Source organism: Pseudoalteromonas sp. 20-92 (genome assembly GCF_030847595.1).
Taxonomy (GTDB): domain Bacteria; phylum Pseudomonadota; class Gammaproteobacteria; order Enterobacterales; family Alteromonadaceae; genus Pseudoalteromonas; species Pseudoalteromonas fuliginea.
On the sequence record NZ_JANJGQ010000016.1, the window covers coordinates 59,903 to 79,189 of the forward strand.

A 19,287-nucleotide genomic window follows, 5' to 3' on the forward strand; every position below is an offset into this window, starting at 1 on the left:
TCATCAGACCACTAGTAACTTAAAGTTAACTATATGATTACTATTAATTAAAGTAACCGTATCGTTAACTTGCCACTTATTTAGCCAGTATTTGCTTTTGTTTCGTCCCAGATCTGTTGAATAACACTTTACGTTAACGTAAAGTGTTGGCAGCTTTAATTAAAGATAGTGCAGATGTTGCAAAGTTTAACCAGCAACAATCACCCACAATAATAATTTAAAGGGGCACTGTTTTACCGACAACAAAAGAAGGTAGGTTATGAGTAATCCAAATAACGTATCGCTGAATATTAACCACGCGCTTGAATTTATTGATGGCCAAGCACTTAATATTCCAACCCTTAGTATTTTAACTGAGGACGGCGACATCCATCCTAGTGCAACCGCACCTGACATTTCAAAACATACCGCTATTAAGTTATATGAAACAATGCGTTTTATACGTTTGTTAGATGAACGTATGCAAGGCGCGCAGCGCCAAGGCCGTGTTAGTTTTTATATGCAATGCCTAGGCGAAGAAGCCGCAGTTACAGCCTCTGCTGCTGCACTTGATCAAGACGATATGATCATGGCGCAATATCGTGAACAAGCTGCATTGCATTACCGTGGTTTTACACTTGATCAATTTATGAACCAAATGTTTTCAAATGAATTGGATTTAGGCAAAGGTCGCCAAATGCCAATCCATTATGGCTCTAAAGCGCTAAACTACATGACGATTTCATCGCCATTGGGTACGCAAATACCACAAGCAACGGGTTATGCATATGGCCAAAAAATAAAGCACATCGACGCTAAAACAGGCGAGCTTGCCAGCACAATTGATAATGTGACTATTTGTTACTTTGGCGAAGGTGCTGCATCAGAAGGTGACTTTCATGCCGGTTTAAATATGGCCGCTGTTCACAGAGCGCCAGTTATATTTTTTGCACGTAATAACGGCTATGCCATATCTACCCCTGCTGATGAGCAATTTAAAGGCGATGGTATCGCCTCGCGTGGTGTTGGTTATGGTATTAAAACAATTCGTGTTGATGGCACAGATGCACTTGCTGTGTATGCAGCGACTAAAAAAGCACGTGAAATAGCCTCAACACAAGGTGAACCCGTACTTATTGAATCAATTGCTTATCGATTAGGCGCGCATTCTACGTCAGACGATCCAAGTGGTTATCGCTCTAAAGATGAAGAAGCAAATAATCAAACCTGTCCTATTGATAAATTTAGAAAATGGCTGGTCAAACAAGACTGGTTAAACGAAGAGGACGACATAAAAGCAAAAGAGTCGATTCGTGAAGAAATTTTAGCAGCGCTAAAGCGTGCTGAAGTTGTTGCCAAGCCCGCTTTAGAAGAACTGGTATCTGACGTTTACGATACACCAATTCCATTATTGCAACGCCAGTACGAGCAATTAAAAGAACATATAAAACAGCATCCAGATGCTTACCCAGTAACCGCAGGGAGAATTAAGTAATGGCTAAAATGAACATGCTCCACGCAATTAACTCTGCCCTCGATATTACGATGGATGAACACCCTCAAGCCTGTATTTTTGGTGAAGATGTTGGTTACTTCGGTGGTGTATTTAGAGCAACATCAGGCTTGCAAGAAAAGTACGGTAAACATCGTGTTTTTAATACGCCTTTAACCGAGCAAGGTATTTTAGGTTTTGCTAATGGTTTAGCGGCATTTGGTGCACCTGCATTGGCAGAAATTCAATTCGCTGATTATATTTTTCCAGCGTTCGATCAAATAGTAAATGAAGCTGCTAAATTTCGTTACCGTAGTGGTAATGAATTTAATGTGGGTAACTTAACTATTCGTACGCCTTATGGCGGTGGTATTGCAGGCGGCTTATATCACTCGCAATCACCCGAAGCTTATTTTGCGCATACACCGGGCTTAAAAGTGGTTGTACCGCGTAACCCTTATCAGGCTAAAGGTTTATTACGTGCTGCAATTAAAGATGATAACCCGGTCATATTTTTTGAGCCTAAGCGTTTATATCGTGCATCAACAGGCGAAGTACCTGAAGAAGATTACAGTATTGAACTAGGCACGGCTGAAGTAGTACAAGAAGGTACCGATATTACGCTTTTAGCGTGGGGTGCTCAAATGGAGATTATTGAAGCGGCTGCACAGCAAGCAAGCGAGCAAGGTATAAGCTGTGAAGTAATAGATCTTCGTAGTATTTTACCATGGGATGTTGAAACGATTGCTAAATCGGTTATTAAAACCGGCCGTTTAATCGTGAGTCATGAAGCGCCTATAACTAATGGCTTTGGTGCCGAGATAGCAGCAACAATACAACAAGCGTGTTTCTTGCATTTAGAGTCGCCAATTTTACGTGTATGTGGCCTAGATACACCATACCCGTTGGCACTTGAAAAAGAATACGTACCGGACGCACTAAAAGTGTTGGCTGCAATTAAACAATCAATGGATTTTTAGGGGTTACCATGGCTAAAGATTTTATATTACCCGATATTGGTGAAGGCATTGTTGAATGCGAAGTTGTTGAGTGGCTAGTTCAAGAAGGCGATACCGTATCTGAGGATCAGCCAATTTGTGATGTGATGACAGACAAAGCATTAGTACAAATTCCGGCAGTGCATGATGGCATTATTTCAAAGCTATATTATCAAAAAGGTGAAATTGCTAAAGTACATGCACCTTTATTTGCTATGGATGTAAGTGGTGATAGTACGAGTAATGAAGTAGTAGAAGAGCCAGTTCAAGCTGAAAATCAAACTAATAACAATGTATCTGATGTAGTTGAGGACTTTATACTACCTGATATTGGTGAAGGTATTGTCGAGTGTGAGATTGTTGATTGGTTAGTCGCAGAAGGCGATGAAATAGAAGAAGACCAAGCGGTTTGTGACGTAATGACCGACAAAGCATTAGTACAAATTCCGGCAAAATATACAGGCACAGTAAAAAAACTATATTACCAAAAAGGTGAAATAGCAAAAGTACATAGCCCGTTGTTTCAAATGACAATTGCAGGCAGTGCAGTAAAGCCAAGTGTTGATATAAACCAAGCGGTCGTAAAGGCTCAAACTAATGCCGTCGCTGAAAAAGTTGCCTTTGTTAAAACGCAGCAAGCTGCTAAAGTTATCAATCAAAAAGCGGTTGCATCCCCCGCGGTTCGTCGTAAAGCACGTGAGCTAGATGTTGATTTAACGTGCGTTCCAGGTAGTGGTAAAAATGGTCGAATTTACAAGCAAGATATTGAAGAGTTTGTAAAAGGCGAAGTGCCAAATACTATTGATACTTCACCGCTTAATAGCGATGCTTTTCAAAGTGCAGTGCAAAACCAAACGCAGAATCAAAGCGGTGGCGTACGAGTAGAGCAAATTAAAGGCATTAAAGCGGCCATGGCCAAGCAAATGGTGGCTTCGGTTTCAACTATTCCGCACTTTACGTTTAGTGATGAAATCGACTTAACACAGCTAATCGCTTTGCGCAGCTCCTTAAAAGAGCAGTACAAAGCACAAGGCGTAAAGCTCACCATGATGCCATTTTTTGTAAAAGCACTTTCGCTAGCAATGAAAGAGTACCCTGTACTTAATTCAAAAGTGAATGATGATTGCTCAGAGCTTACCTATTATAGCGATCATAATATTGGTATAGCGGTTGATTCAAAAATTGGCTTGTTAGTCCCTAATATCAAATCGTGTCAGAGTAAAAGCATTGTAGATGTGGCAAATGATTTAACTCGCTTAACTCATTCAGCGCGAGAAGGGCGTGTTGCACCGGATGATTTAAAAGGTGGGACGATTAGCATCTCTAATATTGGTGCAATTGGCGGCACTATCGCAACCCCTATAATTAATAAACCAGAAGTGGCTATTGTTGCGCTTGGTAAACTACAGCATCTACCACGTTTTGACGAAAGTGGGCAAGTTGTGAGTAAAGCTATTATGCAAGTGAGTTGGTCTGGCGATCATCGCGTTATTGATGGCGGGACTATTGCTCGTTTTAATAACCTATGGAAATCGTACTTAGAAAATCCATCGGTAATGATGATGGCTATGAGTTAATAACTCAATTGTTAGTGTGTAATAAAAAACCAGCTTTAAGCTGGTTTTTGTTTTAATATGAACTGTTTTTAATTAAGATACAATTGTTACTAAAAAGTAATTGAAATCAAGCCCATTAGGGAATATAAAAAATAACATTAAGGAATATTATTATGGAATATTATATGGATGCGTTGCGTAGCTACGCAGATTTTTCAGGTCGTAATCGCCGCAAAGCTTTTTGGATGTTTTATTTGATTAACTTTTTAATCGCTTTAGCATTATCAGTAGTTGATGAAGTACTTGGTATAGCTCTTATTGGCACTATTTATAGCCTTGCATTATTAATTCCTCAATTAAGCGCCGGTGCTCGTCGCCTTCATGATACTGGCCGCTCTGGTTGGTGGCAGCTACTTTGGTTAGTACCTATTATTGGTTGGATAGTTATAATCATCTTTTTAGCACAAGATTCTCACGAAGGTGAAAACGATTTTGGCCAAAACCCTAAAGAAGGTTTTGTAGCAGCAGAGTAAGTTACTATTTTTTAGCAAAAAGCTCAGCAATTGCTGAGCTTTTTTGTGTTTATAATTTACAGTATATCTTTAGATATCAACTAAAAAATAGAGTCCATAGCCTACAAGTAAAGCAGGAATAGATGTATAAAGCGTAGCTATCACTGCAGCTCTAGGAGCCATTGCTATTGCTGGAAATAACGCATCACCATCGTTAGAAATCGCGTTTCCTGCTAAAGCACTAAAGGGAATAATGCCTTGAATATACAATGTAGTGACAATTATTTGCGGGCCACAGCCAGGTAAAAACCCAATAACAACTGCAATAAGCGGTGCTAAATAGGCGTAATGTACAAACCACGTTTTTAAGTTCAGTCCTGCAATATTGACTAAAATTTCAAATAACATAAAAGAGGCTACTACCCATGCAGTTACAAAGTGTGTGTCTTGTAATACTTTAATTATTTTAGAAGGAGGATTGCACGTATCATCTTCTGAGGTCACTTCTTTATAACTTTCACCCTTTGACGAAAATGCCCAAATACTGACAACAAAGAGTGCCATTGCGGCACCAAAAATACTGATCACAGTATCTATATTTGTGCCAAATTTTGTGAAGTCGACATTAAATGCAATTAATAAAGCAATCATTAAGCTAGGTACAATTGTTATCATCCACACAGGTTTACTAATTTTAATAATATTAGTGGGTAAAATTTTAATTTGATGTTTTTGTTCTTGCGCTGTTGGGCGTAAAAAATCTTTACTGTGCATTGCATTAACAAGTAATCCACTTACTATACCGACAGTTAATCCTATCCCCATAATAATTAAACCTTCAGTAGGGCGTGTGGCAAGTAGCAAAAAAGCAGCATCGCCCATCGTTGCTGTTAGCACAGCAACAATAGAGCCAAAGCTCGCTTGACCTTTAGTAAACTGCGTAACAACTATAATAGCGCCACCACAGCCAGGTAATGCACCTAAAACAGCAGCAAAACTAATTTCTAAAATAGGCGACTTAGCACTTAAATAACTCAGCTCTAGTTGAGGTAAATGCTCTATAGCGTAGTAATAAATCAAAAGGGTAGCAGCAACAAACACACTCACTTGAAAAAAAGCATCGCTTAATGCAGTCACAGTAATTTCACGTAAGGTAGGTAATGCTAAGCAAACCAATATAAATAAAGGTAGCAATAAACGTTTGTTTTGGCCTATAAACTGTCTTGACGCGGGAGTTATTAAACCAAAGTGAGAGAGTAGAATCATACAATGCGACCTAATAAATTATCTAAGTCACACTGTATATTTTAATTAAACGATAATCAATATCATTTGCATTAATTTAAATCGAATGCTTGTTTGAATTTCCGATTAAAATAAAACAATGTGCGTATCCATTTATGTGTCGATATCACCTATTCGTGGGTTATAACCACAATAGGCTACCTAGCCTAAAAATAAAAAACACATTGCTGTAAATTTAACCTTTGATGGTAAACACGACTTATATTATTTACGTTGAAATTCTGAATTTGTATTCCACGTCGGCCATTGCTCTTGCTCAGAAATATCAAAACCTACTTTATAAAACAATTGTAAGTCTTGAACAGCACCCGATAAATCCCATTCATCTCTATAACGATCACATGGTTGATGGTAACAACCGCGAAGTACTAAGCTCATACGTTTACGGTAATTAGCCGTTTCTTCATCAGCAGCTACTGTGCCGCCACCGGCGTACATGGCTGGAATACCCATGTTAGCAAATGCAAAGTGATCAGAGCGGTAATAACCACCTGATGATGGTTTAGGATCGCCTGATATTGTTCTGCCTTGCTCTTTAGCTGCAGTTGCTAAAAACTCATCCATTTGTGATTTACCAATACCAACCACATTCATGTCTTTTACTTTGCCTAATAAATTTAAGCTATCCATGTTTATGTTAGCGACTGTTTTATTCGCTGCAATCACTGGGTTTGCTGCATAGTATTTAGAGCCAAGTAAGCCTTGCTCTTCAGCAGTTACCGCTAAAAATGTCATTGAACGGCTAGGGTGCTTAGGTAACTTAGTAAAGGCTTCAGCTACTTCAATTAGCCCAGCTGTACCCGTTGCGTTGTCATGAGCACCGTTATAAATTTGATCGCCTTTACGTGTTTTATCCGTACCTAAGTGATCCCAGTGAGCTGAGTAAATAACATGCTCATCTGGTTGCTCGCTTCCTGGTAACGTGGCAATAAAGTTATACGACACTGATTTTTTAATCGTATTTTTAACATTAACAGAAGCAGTTAAATCGCCCATATCAACATGGTAAGCACCTTTAGCAGCATTTGTTTTAACGGTATCAAAATCTAAACCTGCTTTAGTGAAAAGCTCTTTTGCTACGTCAGTTGTAACCCAGCCTTCAACAGCTACACGATCCATATTGTTGTTTTCTTTTTGAAAACCAAACTGCTCACCACTCCAAGAGTTTTCAACTACTGACCATGGGTATGACGCAGGTGCTGTCTCGTGAATAATAATTGCGCCAGCTGCACCTTGTCGACTTGCTTCTTCATATTTGTATGTCCAACGACCGTAATAAGTCATTGCGTCGCCAGTAAATAAAGCAGGGTCTTTTGTTGCAAAGCCCGGATCGTTAACCAGCATTACAACCGTTTTGCCCTTAACGTCTAACCCTTCGTAGTCATTCCAATTGTACTCAGGTGCATTAACGCCGTAGCCCACAAATACGAGTTCAGAATTTTCTATGCCTTCTTGTGCGCTAATGCGGCTGCTACCCATAACCATGTCTTTTTTATATTGATAGTCTTTACCACCAATACTAAGGACCATATTCGAATCAGCTTCTAAAGAAACCAATGGCACTTCTTGTAAGTAACTGTCGCCATTACCAGGTTCTAAGCCTAAAGCTTTAAACTGCGCAGTTAAATAATCAAGCGTTAGCTTTTCGCCAGGTGATGAAGGAGCACGGCCACCAAACTCATCCGATGCGAGTACTTTTACATGTTTAGCCAATTCATCAGCTTGAATACTGTTATAACCATTTGTTACATCAGTAGGAGTAATACTTGTTGTTGCGCAACCTGCTAAAACAGCCGTAGCGAGGAGTGTGAGAGAGAAATAATGTTTCATGTCAGCTCTTTTTTGTTTTAAGTTGTGATTAGTATATTAACTTCTATTAATCAGAACCAGTTTTTGCGGTAAACTTCTCGTAAATTATAGGCATAAATTGTTAAAGGTTTAAATGAAGCGTTTTACTCCCCCCGAGCAGTGGCAAATCAGTAGTTTAGAAACAGGTGCATTTGCGCATTTACGTGAGCTATTTAAAGTTAACGAACTAACAGATTGGCCGGCGCCGCAGTGGTTTTCTCCATTTTTAACCGCTATTAATGAGAATAATATTCCTATTACTTTTGAAGATGATGCAAAGGTAGACTTTGGCGATCGGTATTACGAGCAAGTAATTTTTGAAACGGGTGTTGTGCCTACACGCAGTGAAAATTGGCATGACTTATTTGGTGGGTTTATATGGTGTTTATTTCCAAAAACCAAAGCGTTAATAAACCATAGACATGTGCAAGATATAGCTGAGCATGGACTGCAACAGCGTACTAAGCATCGTAATGCACTAACGCTTTTTGATGAATGTGGTGTTGTATTAGCTATAAGTGAGAGTAAATGGCGGCAGTGGCTTTGCGATCACCAATGGAAAACTGCATTCGTTGAACACAAACATGAGTGGGGTAAAACAATAAAACCTTTTATGTTTGGTCATGCTAATTATGAAATGCTAACAAAGCCTTATATAGGTTTAACGGGTAAAGCGTTATTTGTTTGTGTACCTAATGAAATATTTTGTAAAGATTTAGTAACTCAATACCATTACCTTGACCAAGCCCTTTATGAGATGATTAATACAGATAACTGCTTAGCCGATAACAAAAAGCTTTCACCACTGCCTTTATTAGGTGTGCCTGGCTGGCATGACGAAAACAAAGACGATTCTTTTTACAACAATACAGATTATTTTAGAGCGAAACGAAGGATGCGAACATGATAGAAGTTGCTGGGCTTAAAAAGAAATTTAAGCTAACTAAAGATCACAAAAAAAATAAAATAGACGACATCGATCCTCGTGAAGATAAAGACTACTTTCACTCAGTACGAGACGTTAGTTTTAGTTGCGCTAAAGGTGAGGTACTTGGATTGCTCGGCCCAAATGGTGCGGGTAAAACGACGACACTTAGAATGATTTCAACTGCGTTAAAGCCCGATGAAGGCTCAATAACGATTGCCGGAAACGATATTGTAAAAAAACCGCTATTGGGACGTAAGTCTATTGGTTTTTTATCAGGCTCTACAGGGTTGTATGGCCGCTTAACTGTAAAAGAAAATATAGAGTATTTTGCAAAGCTTCATGGCATGAAAAAAAGCGATATAGCAACGCGTTGTGATGAGCTATTTACATTGCTTGATATGCACAAATTTGTAGATAAACGGGCAGAAAACCTTTCAACAGGTATGAAGCAAAAAGCAAATATTGCGCGTGCGGTTGTTCATCGCCCAGCAGTTGTGGTACTTGATGAGCCAACAACGGGCCTTGATATAATGACAACACAAACAGTTATTAAATTTATCAAAGGTTTAAAGGCGCAGGGGACACCTGTTATTTTCTCAACCCATCATCTAGATGAAGTTGCACTTTTATGTGACCGTGTCGCCGTAATTAACGAAGGTATTAGCTGTTTTGACGGGACAGTAGAAGAGTTTAAACAAGCAGGCAATAGTGATGAGCTTAACCAAGCGTTTATGAATATATTAACGGAGAAACATGATGTTTGAGGTATTTAAAAAGGAATTAAGAGAGTTATTACGCGATAAAAAAACGCTATTATTTGTAGTCGCGCTCCCTGTTGCTATATTTCCGTTATTGTTTGCCGTAATGGCATTTATAAGCTCGCAAGCTGCAATGGACGCTGAGCAAAAAGTAAATACTTACGCAATTATCAACGGTGAATACGCACAAGAATTTACTGACAAAGTGTATTATCACAAAAGTTTTGAGCTTTATAAAGGGGATAAAACCTTTAACAATATTGATGAGCTTAAAGCAGGCGTAATCGCTGGCGATATTGATATGGGTATTTATTTACCAAGTCATGCTGTGCAAACATTGGACGATGGAAAACAAAGCCAGTGGCAGGTTGTTTTTAACGATTCAAAATCTATCAACTTTTTATTCGAACGCGTTAAAGAACTCGCAAAAGAATACAGTGACGTGCTGCAAACTCAAAAGCTAATCAGTTTTGGTATTGAAGAGTCTGTTCAAAAATCTATTCTTAATCCGATTGAAGTCATAAAAGTGGATACAGCCGATAAACGTGAAAACCTTGGCGAAAAAATTGGCGGGTTTTTACCTTATTTACTTATTCCATTAGTATTGATGGGGGCAACTTATCCCGCTATTGATTTAGGCGCTGGCGAAAAAGAACGTGGCACGCTAGAAACACTCCTACTTACACCTATTACGCGTACAGAGCTGGTGCTTGGTAAATTTATAACCTTGTTAACTACATCCATTGCCTCCACAACCATAACGGTCTTAAGTATGGGCTGCTGGATAGCACTGGCGCTCGCATTTGCCGATCTTGATTTTATTAAAGCGGCATTTAGTACATTAGCAGTTACCGACTTACTGATGATATTTTTACTATTATTACCGGTTGCAGCTATATTTTCGGCCTTAGCTCTGGCTATATCTATCTATGCTCGCACGTTTAAAGAAGCGCAAAACTATATGGCACCACTTAGTATGGGCGTATTTTTCCCGATTATTATTTCAATAATGCCAAATATGGAACTCACTGCTAAAACAGCATTTATTCCAGTTACAAACGTGGCTTTAGCGATTAAAGAAATAGTAAAAGGGACTGTTGATTACACATTCATAGGCTTAATATTTTTAGCCACTGCAATCATTGCTGCAGGGCTACTGGCCTTTTGCGTTAAGTGGTTTAATCGCGAAGATGTACTTTTTAGATGATATAAAGTTATCCTGGCTTTGGTAATTTATTACCAAAGCCAGTAATCGTATATTTAAGTTTTATAGCAGCGTTTAGCTGCTATTTTTATATGTTGATTTTAATTATGGAAATCATCAATAATACCAATACCCTTAATTACGTGATCTATTTTTAAGTAAGAAAATTATGTTGATAACAAAGCAAAAACTTCTTTATTTAATTGTTATCACTAATTGCTCTACCTCCTGCATCCATGCAGTCGTATAACAGGAATTTTAACGCAGTTAAAGTCAGATTTAATCCCTGAAATTGATTAAGTATTATTGCGGATTGGTATAAAAAACCTTTTAAACAGCTGTTTACGAATGTTGCTCTCATGGTCATTAGTTCCCAATGTTCAGATCTGTTCAGAACGTATTAACGTACTCTATGCTTATAATTACCTCGGTGTTTATTAATTTAAGTTAGGCGTGTTGAACTTTTGTGGGTGAAATCTCAAAAATAGACCTGTTTTTTAGTCAAAATACAGCCTAAAAAATACAGCCTAAATAATGTGGTGTTACTTATAAGGGATTATTTATAAATAGGCGATAGCGCAGCATAAATGCCAAACATACGCTGCCAATTGCATTCTCCCTTATGATTCTTTGCCGCTTATATTGAGATAGGTAAAGCGCGTTAGTAATCTGCAGACATTTTACTTATTCTTAATGTAAGTCAGTAAGGTAACGCAGGAGCAGCTAGCTAGCCCAAAGGTTATAAACCATGTGCCGCGATATAGGCCCTTGACGGAACAAATTTCAATCTTGAATGATAAACAGGGCGTAATGCTGAAAAACTATACGTAAATAGTTACCCGTTACTAATAAAATAATTGCACGGTTAATACATAAATGGATTTACGATGCCATCTCAGATTATCAATCTTTAAGTAACTAAAAGCTAAATATTGAAAATTACCCCTTATAGACCTGTAAGCTCTGGTTTTTAGGATATTTAATTGTTTAATACTCTATACTGTTTAGTAGTTCAATTTAGTGGCGAAAGTAAATGTTAAAAAAGAATATTTTTTTAAGAAGCACAAAAAATAACAAGCTGATACTTTTGGTAGTAATAACATTTATAGTTATTTCATTACCCTCGCTTTATTTATTTGAGAAAAAAGTAAGAAGTGACGTTTATAATACAGCTCAAATTGAATTAAAAAGAGAATTAGAAACAAAAACGCTGTCTTTAAAAAAGCACTTTAAAGACAGCGTTACTGCTATCCGATTTCTAGATGCTACACCACCAATCCAAGGTATTTCTCGCGCCTCAGAACATAAATTGATAGATCCACTATTGGGTACGCCAATTGCGGTCTGGCAAGAGCGCTTAGCAAGTATATTTTCGGGTTTTATGCGCACAGACGAAAGCATATTACAGGCACGTTATATTACACTAGCAGACGGTGGCCGAGAAGTTGTTAGGGTCGATCGCACTGAGCTCGGCAGCCTAGTTAGGCTCGATGGAGAACAATTACAACAAAAAGGACAACGTGACTACGTAATTAAAGCCAGTATATTAGATGCAAATTCAGTTTACATTTCCCCTATAAATTACAATCGAGAAAATGGCGAAATACAGCAGCCTTACATTAGTACTTTTCGAGTTGCTAAACCTGTTTTCGACGAACATAAGCAAGTGTTTGCAGTACTAGTCACTAATTATTTTGCAGACGAATTATTTAAAAGCTTAATTGTAGAGTCTCCAAAGGGCATTGCTATTTACTTAATGAATAATGAAGGTGAATTTTTATACCATCCAGATACTGACTTACGATTTGGCTTTGAGTTTAACCAAAGTAGGACTTGGGATGATGAATTTAATGAAGCCGAAGAAATGTCTGTTGGCAATACACTGCCAATAAATAGTTACCCTCAACAATACTACTTAAAAAAACGGATTTATTTTGAAGGAGATATCGCGATGCTCCCTCTTGAATTAGCTGTTAGCTTAAATACTCATGATTTATTATTGAAAGTAAGTGAAAGGCGACAAAATTTCATTATTTTACTCGTTGTGTTTTTTAGCATATTTTTAATAATAACCTCTATATATCAAAGATTCATAAACCGTAAATTACTTATACATTCATTGAAAGAGCAAAATAATAAAGTAATAGAAAATTCTTTGGACGCTATTTTTACAATTGAAGAAACGGGACAAATTGTTCATTTTAATAACACGGCTAAAAATGTATTTGGCAGTACTCTCGAGGACAAAGAAAACGATTTCATTTCACTATTTAACTTAAATAAAGCGGATATTAATTGTATTGAAGAAACTATAATTGATGGGGCAAAAATGCCCTTCGAAGCTATTTATACTGATGCATTTGGTAACAAGCAATTTTATTCGATAACACTCAGTAGTATTTTTGATGTGTATAACAACCGCTATCAAGTTGCTGCGATTTTAAGAAATATTACTTCACTGAAAAACATACAATCAGAACTTGAAGGTTTAAATAGTACTTTAGAGCTTAAAGTATCCCAAAGAACCATAGAACTAGAACGCGCTATAGATCAAGCCCTAGCAGCGAGCCAAGCAAAAAGTGACTTTGTTGCTAACATTTCTCATGAAATTCGTACCCCAATGAACGGCGTATTAGGCATGCTAGAAATGTTAAAAGAGGAGGGGTTATCTGAGCAACAGCATCATTATTTAAAATTAGCTAACAGCAGTGCACATTCATTAATGAACTTAATTAATGACATCTTAGACTTCTCTAAAATTGAAGCCGGAAAACTCGATATTGATAATCATACTTTTGATGTTGTCACCGTATGCAGTGATATGATTACTTCTTTAGCATTGCAAGGACAACGAAAAGGACTTGAAGTTTTTTTAGATACAAAAGACGTTATCGACCGGATGGTGATTGGTGACAGTCACCGCTTAAAACAAATTTTGATAAACTTAGTTAATAATGCCTTTAAGTTTACCCACAAAGGTGAGGTTAGCTTAACAATTGGCTCTAAGTACATCACCGATTCTAAACTGTTAATGAGTTTTACGATCAAAGATACCGGGATTGGTATTGCTCCTGAAAATTTAGATAGATTATTCGAGGTGTTTACACAAGAGGATTCAAGTACGACTCGTCACTTTGGTGGAACAGGTTTAGGTTTATCTATTTGCAAAAAGTTAGCCCAGTTGATGGGAGGCAATATTACGGTTACTAGTAAAAAAGGGATTGGCAGTGTTTTTATTGCTACGTTAGAGTTGCATGTTGCACAGCAGAAAAAGTTAAATACGAGCATTGAATTAGCGACATCAATTAACGTGGCAACATTAATTGCGCGTGATAACGTATTTAACAACGTCACAAATTTACTAATACATGCGTGTAAAATAGATAAGGATAAAATTGTCCGCTTAGATTATTTTAGTGGACATAGTGCATTTGATGCCGACTTATTAATTATAGATGATGAGCATCCACAAATTGACGCCCTCATTAGTTTTTGTAATCAATATGATAAGAAATATGTGCTGATTTTACGTGATATGGTAGTAAACAAGCAGTCTACGATAGTGGCCGAATATAGCCATATTTTAAATAAACCACTTACCCAAGATCAGTTTAGCTACAAGTTAGCGAGTTTATTCGGCGCAAATAATGAACTTGTGGTTGCAGCAGCTAACCATTTAATTGAAGAACCTATAGAGCCAGACTTATCGAATTATAACGTATTATTAGTTGATGATAATATGATCAACGTTGAAGTTGCTAAAGCTATTTTAAAACATACGAAAGTAAAAATAACCACAGCATCAGATGGCTTAGAAGCATTAGAGGTATTAAAACTACATGAGGGTCAAACCTTCGATATTATTTTAATGGATTGTCAAATGCCAAATCTCAACGGTTACGATACTACTAGCGCAATAAGAAGTGGTAAAGCGGGAAGTGAATATTCGTACGTGCCAATTATTGCTATGACAGCAAGTGCGATGGAAGGTGACAGAGAGCGCTGTTTAGCTGCAGGGATGAACGATTATATTACTAAGCCAATAAAGCCACAAACGCTAAAGAGTAAGCTATTGACTTGGTTAAACTGAATCACATCCATTGTGTAAGTGTTCAGCTGCTATGCAGCTGTTTTTTTTGGTTTAGCTTCTACTGAGCTGACTATCGGTGCAGCTAGTTTTGTAATATCAGCACTGTCGAGCACGGTTTGCGTATCTGACCAATGTAATAACTCAATTTTTCCATCTTTTTGCTCTACAAGTGCCGTGCAGCTCTCAATCCAATCTCCATCGTTGCAATACATAATCCCATCATCCACTTTTATTTTAGGGTGATGGATATGTCCACAAATAATACCATCTACTTTTTGTTTTTTAGCTTCGCGGATAGCGGCATCCTCAAAGGCTTCAATAGCTTCACGGGCTTTGTGTACTCGCGCTTTGATCCACGCGGCAAGTGAGTAGTAATTCCCACCAAATACTTTACGTATACGATTTATCCAACGATTTAAAAACAATAAAAAGTCGTATCCTGCATCACCAGCTATGCTAATGAGTTTGTTATAGCGAGTTGCGATATCAAATTCATCACCATGAACAAGCAAGAATCGCTTATTAGCTTTAGTGGTGTGAATAAACTGCTGATGGACCTCAACACCGAATAAAGTTTGATCAACGTAGTTACGAAACGTCTCATCGTGATTACCGGGAATATAAATGACGCGTGTCCCATTAGCTGCTTTTTGTTGTATAGAATTTAATACTTGATAATGTGAAGAGTGCCAATAAAACTGACGTTTCATTGACCATAAATCGATAATATCACCGACTAAATAAAGTGTATCGGATTCTACCGAGTTTAAAAAATCAAGTAAGTAATCAGCTTTACAATCTTTGTAACCTAAATGAACATCAGATATCCAAATGGCAGGGTAGTGTTGTTTATTACTCTTTGCAGCGTTACTCATTTTCATTCCCTAAAGTATCGAGTGTAATAGTTAAATAACCTGAACTCTGGTTAAGAAATTTACTAAGGTATTGAATCATGGTGATATTTAAATTTATTTTTTCTAGCCAGAGATTTTCAGTGAAAACAAGGCGAATTTACGCGTCAATAGCGAGCCTATTGCAAGTAAATTCAACGCAGTTAGCACTGAAAATAGCTGCTCGAGATAGATTTATTATCCAGAGTTCAGGTTAAATACTTTAGGGAATGAAAATGACAATTATACGATAGTAATACTAAAGCTAAATGACACACACAAAATTTAGGTATAAAAAAACCGCTTTTAAAAAGCGGTTTTAAAATTACTTATAAGTATTTTTAGCTTACCCTTTAACGGCTGCTTTAATTGCATCAATTGCTGTGTCGATATCAATCATTAGCTTTTCACCGGTGCGGCGGTTTTTAAGCTCAACTTTGTTTTCGTCAAGGTTGCGCTCACCAATTACTAGCGTAAATGGCACACCAATGAGTTCCATATCGTTAAACATAACACCAGGGCGCTCTTTACGGTCATCAAATAACACATCAAGACCTGCATCTTTTAAACCTTGGTAAAGGTCATTTGCAATATCAGGAATACGATGCGATTTATGCATGTTCATTGGCACAATTGCTAAATCGAATGGCGCGATTGATTTTGGCCAAATGATCCCGTATTGATCGTTGTTTTGCTCTATAGCAGCAGCAACAATACGTGAAACACCAATACCGTAACAACCCATGGTCATTGTTTGGTTTTTACCGTCTTCGTTTAATACGCCCGCTTTCATTGCTTGTGAGTATTTAGTGCCAAGCTGGAAAATATGCCCAACTTCAATACCACGTTTAATTTGTAAAACGCCTTGGCCACATGGGCTCATATCGCCTTCAACAATATTACGGATATCAGCAACTTCATAATTAGTTACATCACGATCCCAGTTAATGCCGCTGTAATGCTCGTCATCTTTATTAGCACCGGCAACAAAATCAGCAAGTACGTTAGCCGTTCTATCAACAATAATTGGCATCGACAGGCCAACCGGGCCAAGTGAACCAGGTCTTGCACCAATCGCAGCAACAATATCAGCCTCTGTTGCCATTTCTAACGGAGAGTCTACTAACGGGTGCTTTTCAGCTTTTAGTTCATTTAATTCGTGATCGCCACGCAGTACTAAGGCTACAAGACCACGTACTTCGTTTTCATCAGGCGTACCATAAAGAATTAACGTTTTAACACCGCGATGTGGCTTAACACCGTAGTGTTTTTTAAGCTCGTTAATAGTTTTAGCGTCAGGAGTTGGAAACGCTTTAAGCTCTTTTGATGCTTCAGGGCGTGGATCGTTTGGTGCAAGCGCCTCTGCTTTTTCAATATTAGCGGCGTAGTCGCTGCCATCACTAAATGCAATGGCATCTTCACCTGATTCAGCAAGTACATGAAACTCGTGCGATACGCTTCCGCCGATAGAGCCTGTATCTGCGATAACAGGACGGTAATCAAGACCTAAGCGCTCAAAAATATTACAATATGCCTTGTGCATCGCTTGATATGTTGCATCTAAACATTCTTCACTTAGGTGAAAAGAGTAGGCATCCTTCATTGTAAATTCACGAGCACGCATCACACCAAAGCGAGGACGGCGTTCGTCGCGTACCTTAGTTTGTACTTGGTATAAAGTAACTGGTAACTGTTTATAGCTATTAATTTCTTTACGAACGAAATCAGTAATCACTTCCTCGTGCGTTGGTCCAAGTGCAAATGTACGGTTATGACGATCAGTAAAGCGCATTAGCTCAGGACCAAACTCATTCCAACGACCAGACTCTTCCCACAAATCAGCCGGTTGAATAACTGGCATTAGCATTTCAATAGCGCCAGCTTTGTCCATCTCTTCACGTACAATGTTTTCTACTTTACGTAGCACACGTAAACCAGAGGGTAACCAAGTGTATAAACCCGAAGCGACGCGACGGATCATACCGGCTCTAAGCATTAACTGATGCGATACGATTTCAGCATCTGATGGCGTTTCTTTAAGTGTTGCGAGTATATATTGGCTTGTACGCATGTTTTTTCCGAAATAGAGTAATTATGTTCTTTTAATAGAGCTTAAGTTTAACAGCGGATGCTTTTACACTAAAGCGCTAAGTGAGTTATTTAGTTTTTTTCTATGCTTGTTACTAGGTTATGCTCGCCATTGACTTGCCAGCGAATATTATAATTGTACAAAGTCATACCGTAGCTTTGCTCGCCATCTTTTTGTTTTTTATAGGCAGGGCGGGGATCTTGTTTTAAAACATTAGCTATAAAATCATGTAAATCTGGGTACTGTGTTTGCGCATTAACAAACTCAATTGCCTGAGGGCTAAATTCAACCGTCATTTGTGTTTCTGGGCGTGTATCTGCAAAGCCAGCACTGGCGTCAAACATAGCATCTGAATAAGGTAAGTACGGTTTAATATCGATAATGGGTGTGCCATCAAGTAAATCAATGCCAGCGAGTAATAAACTAAGTTGTCCGTTTTTATACTCAATACCTTCGAGCTTTACTGCGCTCATACCAATCGCGTTTGGTCTAAATGTAGCGCGGGTAGCAAATACACCTTTTCGCTCATTGCCACCTAAACGAGGTGGGCGAACCATGGCAGAATAACCTTTATCGGCCGTTTCATGAAAACGAAATAACAACCAAATATGAGTAAATTCATCTAAACCACGTACAAACTCTTCGCGATTAAAATCAGGTGCAAAAATAAGTTTTGCCTTGGCTTGTGGCACTAAACGAGGCTGCCTAGGTATAGCAAACTTTTGTTTATAAGGGGATTCAATGTGGCCAATAGCCGAAATGGTATAATCGCTCATAGTACTCGGATACAAATAAAATAGAGCGCTATTCTACCTTTATTTAGCGGCTATGGCATTAATGTGAATAAGTTTATTATTTATAGACTGCTTGGTTTATATGATGAAAATTAGCAGGCCTTAAAACATAAAAGGGTAAGCTCTTAAGCTTACCCTGTTAATACATGTTAAAGACTCATTAAAACATGTATTGAACTGATACAGACGCTACATCCATGTCTGGATCAATATCATCGTCAAGTTTGTAACGTTCATACTCTAAACGAAATTGAACATTTGTTGTAAGCGCATATTCAATACCTGCACCGTAAAACGCATCTCCACCATCTGTAGAGGTTGATATACTTCCTACTGGTAGGTCTTGTGTGTAGTCTGCGTCCCATTCAAGCCAACCACCTTTTGCGTATACAGTGAAGCTTTCAGATAGAGGAAGCCCTAGGCGTGCGGCAAGTGATACGCCATCAATCTCAGCTTTACTGTCTATGTCACTAACTTCATCAAAGTTTTGGTAAGCAAGCTCTAAGCTTAAGTACTCGTTAAATTGAGTACCAACATACCCTTTGAGCATTTGTGCATCGTCGTCAAAGTCAGTGTCGTTGTCACTGTCTTCAAACTCAAAAGAATATTGACCGTAACCGATACCAGTATAAATACGTGGAGAATCAAAATCAGAAATATCAGCGTGTGCTGCTGTGTTAAAACCCAGTGTTGCTAATGCAAGTGCAGAAAGAGAAAGTGTTTTAATCATTGTGAATAGCTCCTTTACAAATTAAAAATTAATGTTCGATTAAGTCAATCAAACTTCAATTTAATAAGTGCAGTGAACATGCCAATTTTAAAAACAAGTAAAAACCCCTCACAA

The 19,287-nt window shown here is 38.1% G+C and carries 14 protein-coding genes; 8 read left to right on the top strand and 6 right to left on the bottom strand.

Annotation, left to right across the window (positions count from 1 at the left end):
* Nucleotides 1–259 precede the first annotated feature (259 nt).
* The 4 genes from NRL14_RS13855 to NRL14_RS13870 all read left to right on the top strand — a co-directional run bounded on the left by NRL14_RS13855 (nt 260) and on the right by NRL14_RS13870 (nt 4,558).
* Nucleotides 260–1,474, top strand: a complete 1,215-nt coding sequence (locus tag NRL14_RS13855) for a thiamine pyrophosphate-dependent dehydrogenase E1 component subunit alpha (protein ID WP_306724902.1) — start codon at nt 260–262, stop codon at nt 1,472–1,474.
* On the top strand, nt 1,474–2,451 hold the full coding sequence (locus NRL14_RS13860; protein WP_033028368.1) for an alpha-ketoacid dehydrogenase subunit beta: 978 nt from the start codon (nt 1,474–1,476) through the stop codon (nt 2,449–2,451). Before NRL14_RS13855 ends, NRL14_RS13860 begins: the two co-directional genes overlap by 1 nt.
* Before the next feature lie 8 nt (nt 2,452–2,459).
* Complete coding sequence (locus NRL14_RS13865; RefSeq protein WP_306724903.1) at nt 2,460–4,046, top strand: dihydrolipoyllysine-residue acetyltransferase; 1,587 nt, start codon at nt 2,460–2,462, stop codon at nt 4,044–4,046.
* Nucleotides 4,047–4,198: 152 nt separating this feature from the next.
* Nucleotides 4,199–4,558: a DUF805 domain-containing protein gene (locus tag NRL14_RS13870; protein ID WP_033014910.1), complete on the top strand. Its 360-nt coding sequence runs from the start codon at nt 4,199–4,201 to the stop codon at nt 4,556–4,558.
* A 69-nt stretch (nt 4,559–4,627) separates the two neighbouring features.
* Here NRL14_RS13870 and NRL14_RS13875 read toward each other — a convergent pair whose 3' ends face one another.
* Together NRL14_RS13875 and NRL14_RS13880 are read right to left on the bottom strand one after the other, a co-directional pair.
* A complete protein-coding gene (locus NRL14_RS13875; RefSeq protein ID WP_306724904.1) occupies nt 4,628–5,803 on the bottom strand; it encodes a putative manganese transporter in 1,176 nt (391 codons plus the stop codon).
* A gap of 243 nt (nt 5,804–6,046) precedes the next feature.
* Entirely contained in the window at nt 6,047–7,672 is a 1,626-nt protein-coding gene (locus NRL14_RS13880; RefSeq protein WP_033028365.1) for a M28 family metallopeptidase, read from the bottom strand.
* 112 nt (nt 7,673–7,784) lie between these two features.
* On the opposite strand from NRL14_RS13880, the gene NRL14_RS13885 reads away from it, so the two are divergent.
* From NRL14_RS13885 to NRL14_RS13900, 4 genes are all read left to right on the top strand, one after another.
* Nucleotides 7,785–8,597 (top strand): DUF3025 domain-containing protein, encoded by an 813-nt coding sequence (locus tag NRL14_RS13885; RefSeq protein WP_306724905.1) that lies wholly within the window; start codon nt 7,785–7,787, stop codon nt 8,595–8,597.
* Complete coding sequence (locus NRL14_RS13890) at nt 8,594–9,382, top strand: ATP-binding cassette domain-containing protein (RefSeq protein ID WP_306724906.1); 789 nt, start codon at nt 8,594–8,596, stop codon at nt 9,380–9,382. The genes NRL14_RS13885 and NRL14_RS13890 overlap by 4 nt, the downstream gene beginning before the upstream one ends.
* Entirely contained in the window at nt 9,375–10,583 is a 1,209-nt protein-coding gene (locus NRL14_RS13895) for an ABC transporter permease (protein WP_306724930.1), read from the top strand. The genes NRL14_RS13890 and NRL14_RS13895 overlap by 8 nt, the downstream gene beginning before the upstream one ends.
* Before the next feature lie 1,084 nt (nt 10,584–11,667).
* Nucleotides 11,668–14,670: an ATP-binding protein gene (locus tag NRL14_RS13900; RefSeq protein ID WP_373462534.1), complete on the top strand. Its 3,003-nt coding sequence runs from the start codon at nt 11,668–11,670 to the stop codon at nt 14,668–14,670.
* 29 nt (nt 14,671–14,699) lie between these two features.
* On the opposite strand, the gene NRL14_RS13905 is transcribed toward NRL14_RS13900, so the two are convergent.
* The 4 genes from NRL14_RS13905 to NRL14_RS13920 form a co-directional block, all read right to left on the bottom strand.
* Nucleotides 14,700–15,545 carry a UDP-2,3-diacylglucosamine diphosphatase gene (locus NRL14_RS13905; RefSeq protein WP_306724908.1) on the bottom strand — a complete coding sequence of 282 codons (846 nt, stop codon included), beginning with the start codon at nt 15,543–15,545 and terminating at the stop codon, nt 14,700–14,702.
* Nucleotides 15,546–15,906: 361 nt separating this feature from the next.
* Nucleotides 15,907–17,631: a proline--tRNA ligase gene (locus tag NRL14_RS13910; protein ID WP_306724909.1), complete on the bottom strand. Its 1,725-nt coding sequence runs from the start codon at nt 17,629–17,631 to the stop codon at nt 15,907–15,909.
* Nucleotides 17,632–17,720: 89 nt separating this feature from the next.
* The gene (tsaA, locus tag NRL14_RS13915; RefSeq protein WP_033031846.1) at nt 17,721–18,425 is read right to left on the bottom strand and encodes a tRNA (N6-threonylcarbamoyladenosine(37)-N6)-methyltransferase TrmO; all 705 of its coding nucleotides are present in this window, start codon (nt 18,423–18,425) and stop codon (nt 17,721–17,723) included.
* A 178-nt stretch (nt 18,426–18,603) separates the two neighbouring features.
* On the bottom strand, nt 18,604–19,173 hold the full coding sequence (locus NRL14_RS13920) for an outer membrane beta-barrel protein (RefSeq protein WP_008133741.1): 570 nt from the start codon (nt 19,171–19,173) through the stop codon (nt 18,604–18,606).
* Nucleotides 19,174–19,287: the final 114 nt, after the last annotated feature.

Coding starts and splice junctions, on each gene's coding strand:
- NRL14_RS13855 (WP_306724902.1), top strand. CDS start 260: ATGAGTAATCCAAATAACGTATCGCTGAATATTAACCACGCGCTTGAA.
- NRL14_RS13860 (WP_033028368.1), top strand. CDS start 1,474: ATGGCTAAAATGAACATGCTCCACGCAATTAACTCTGCCCTCGATATT.
- NRL14_RS13865 (WP_306724903.1), top strand. CDS start 2,460: ATGGCTAAAGATTTTATATTACCCGATATTGGTGAAGGCATTGTTGAA.
- NRL14_RS13870 (WP_033014910.1), top strand. CDS start 4,199: ATGGAATATTATATGGATGCGTTGCGTAGCTACGCAGATTTTTCAGGT.
- NRL14_RS13875 (WP_306724904.1), bottom strand. CDS start 5,803: ATGATTCTACTCTCTCACTTTGGTTTAATAACTCCCGCGTCAAGACAG.
- NRL14_RS13880 (WP_033028365.1), bottom strand. CDS start 7,672: ATGAAACATTATTTCTCTCTCACACTCCTCGCTACGGCTGTTTTAGCA.
- NRL14_RS13885 (WP_306724905.1), top strand. CDS start 7,785: ATGAAGCGTTTTACTCCCCCCGAGCAGTGGCAAATCAGTAGTTTAGAA.
- NRL14_RS13890 (WP_306724906.1), top strand. CDS start 8,594: ATGATAGAAGTTGCTGGGCTTAAAAAGAAATTTAAGCTAACTAAAGAT.
- NRL14_RS13895 (WP_306724930.1), top strand. CDS start 9,375: ATGTTTGAGGTATTTAAAAAGGAATTAAGAGAGTTATTACGCGATAAA.
- NRL14_RS13905 (WP_306724908.1), bottom strand. CDS start 15,545: ATGAGTAACGCTGCAAAGAGTAATAAACAACACTACCCTGCCATTTGG.
- NRL14_RS13910 (WP_306724909.1), bottom strand. CDS start 17,631: ATGCGTACAAGCCAATATATACTCGCAACACTTAAAGAAACGCCATCA.
- tsaA (WP_033031846.1), bottom strand. CDS start 18,425: ATGAGCGATTATACCATTTCGGCTATTGGCCACATTGAATCCCCTTAT.
- NRL14_RS13920 (WP_008133741.1), bottom strand. CDS start 19,173: ATGATTAAAACACTTTCTCTTTCTGCACTTGCATTAGCAACACTGGGT.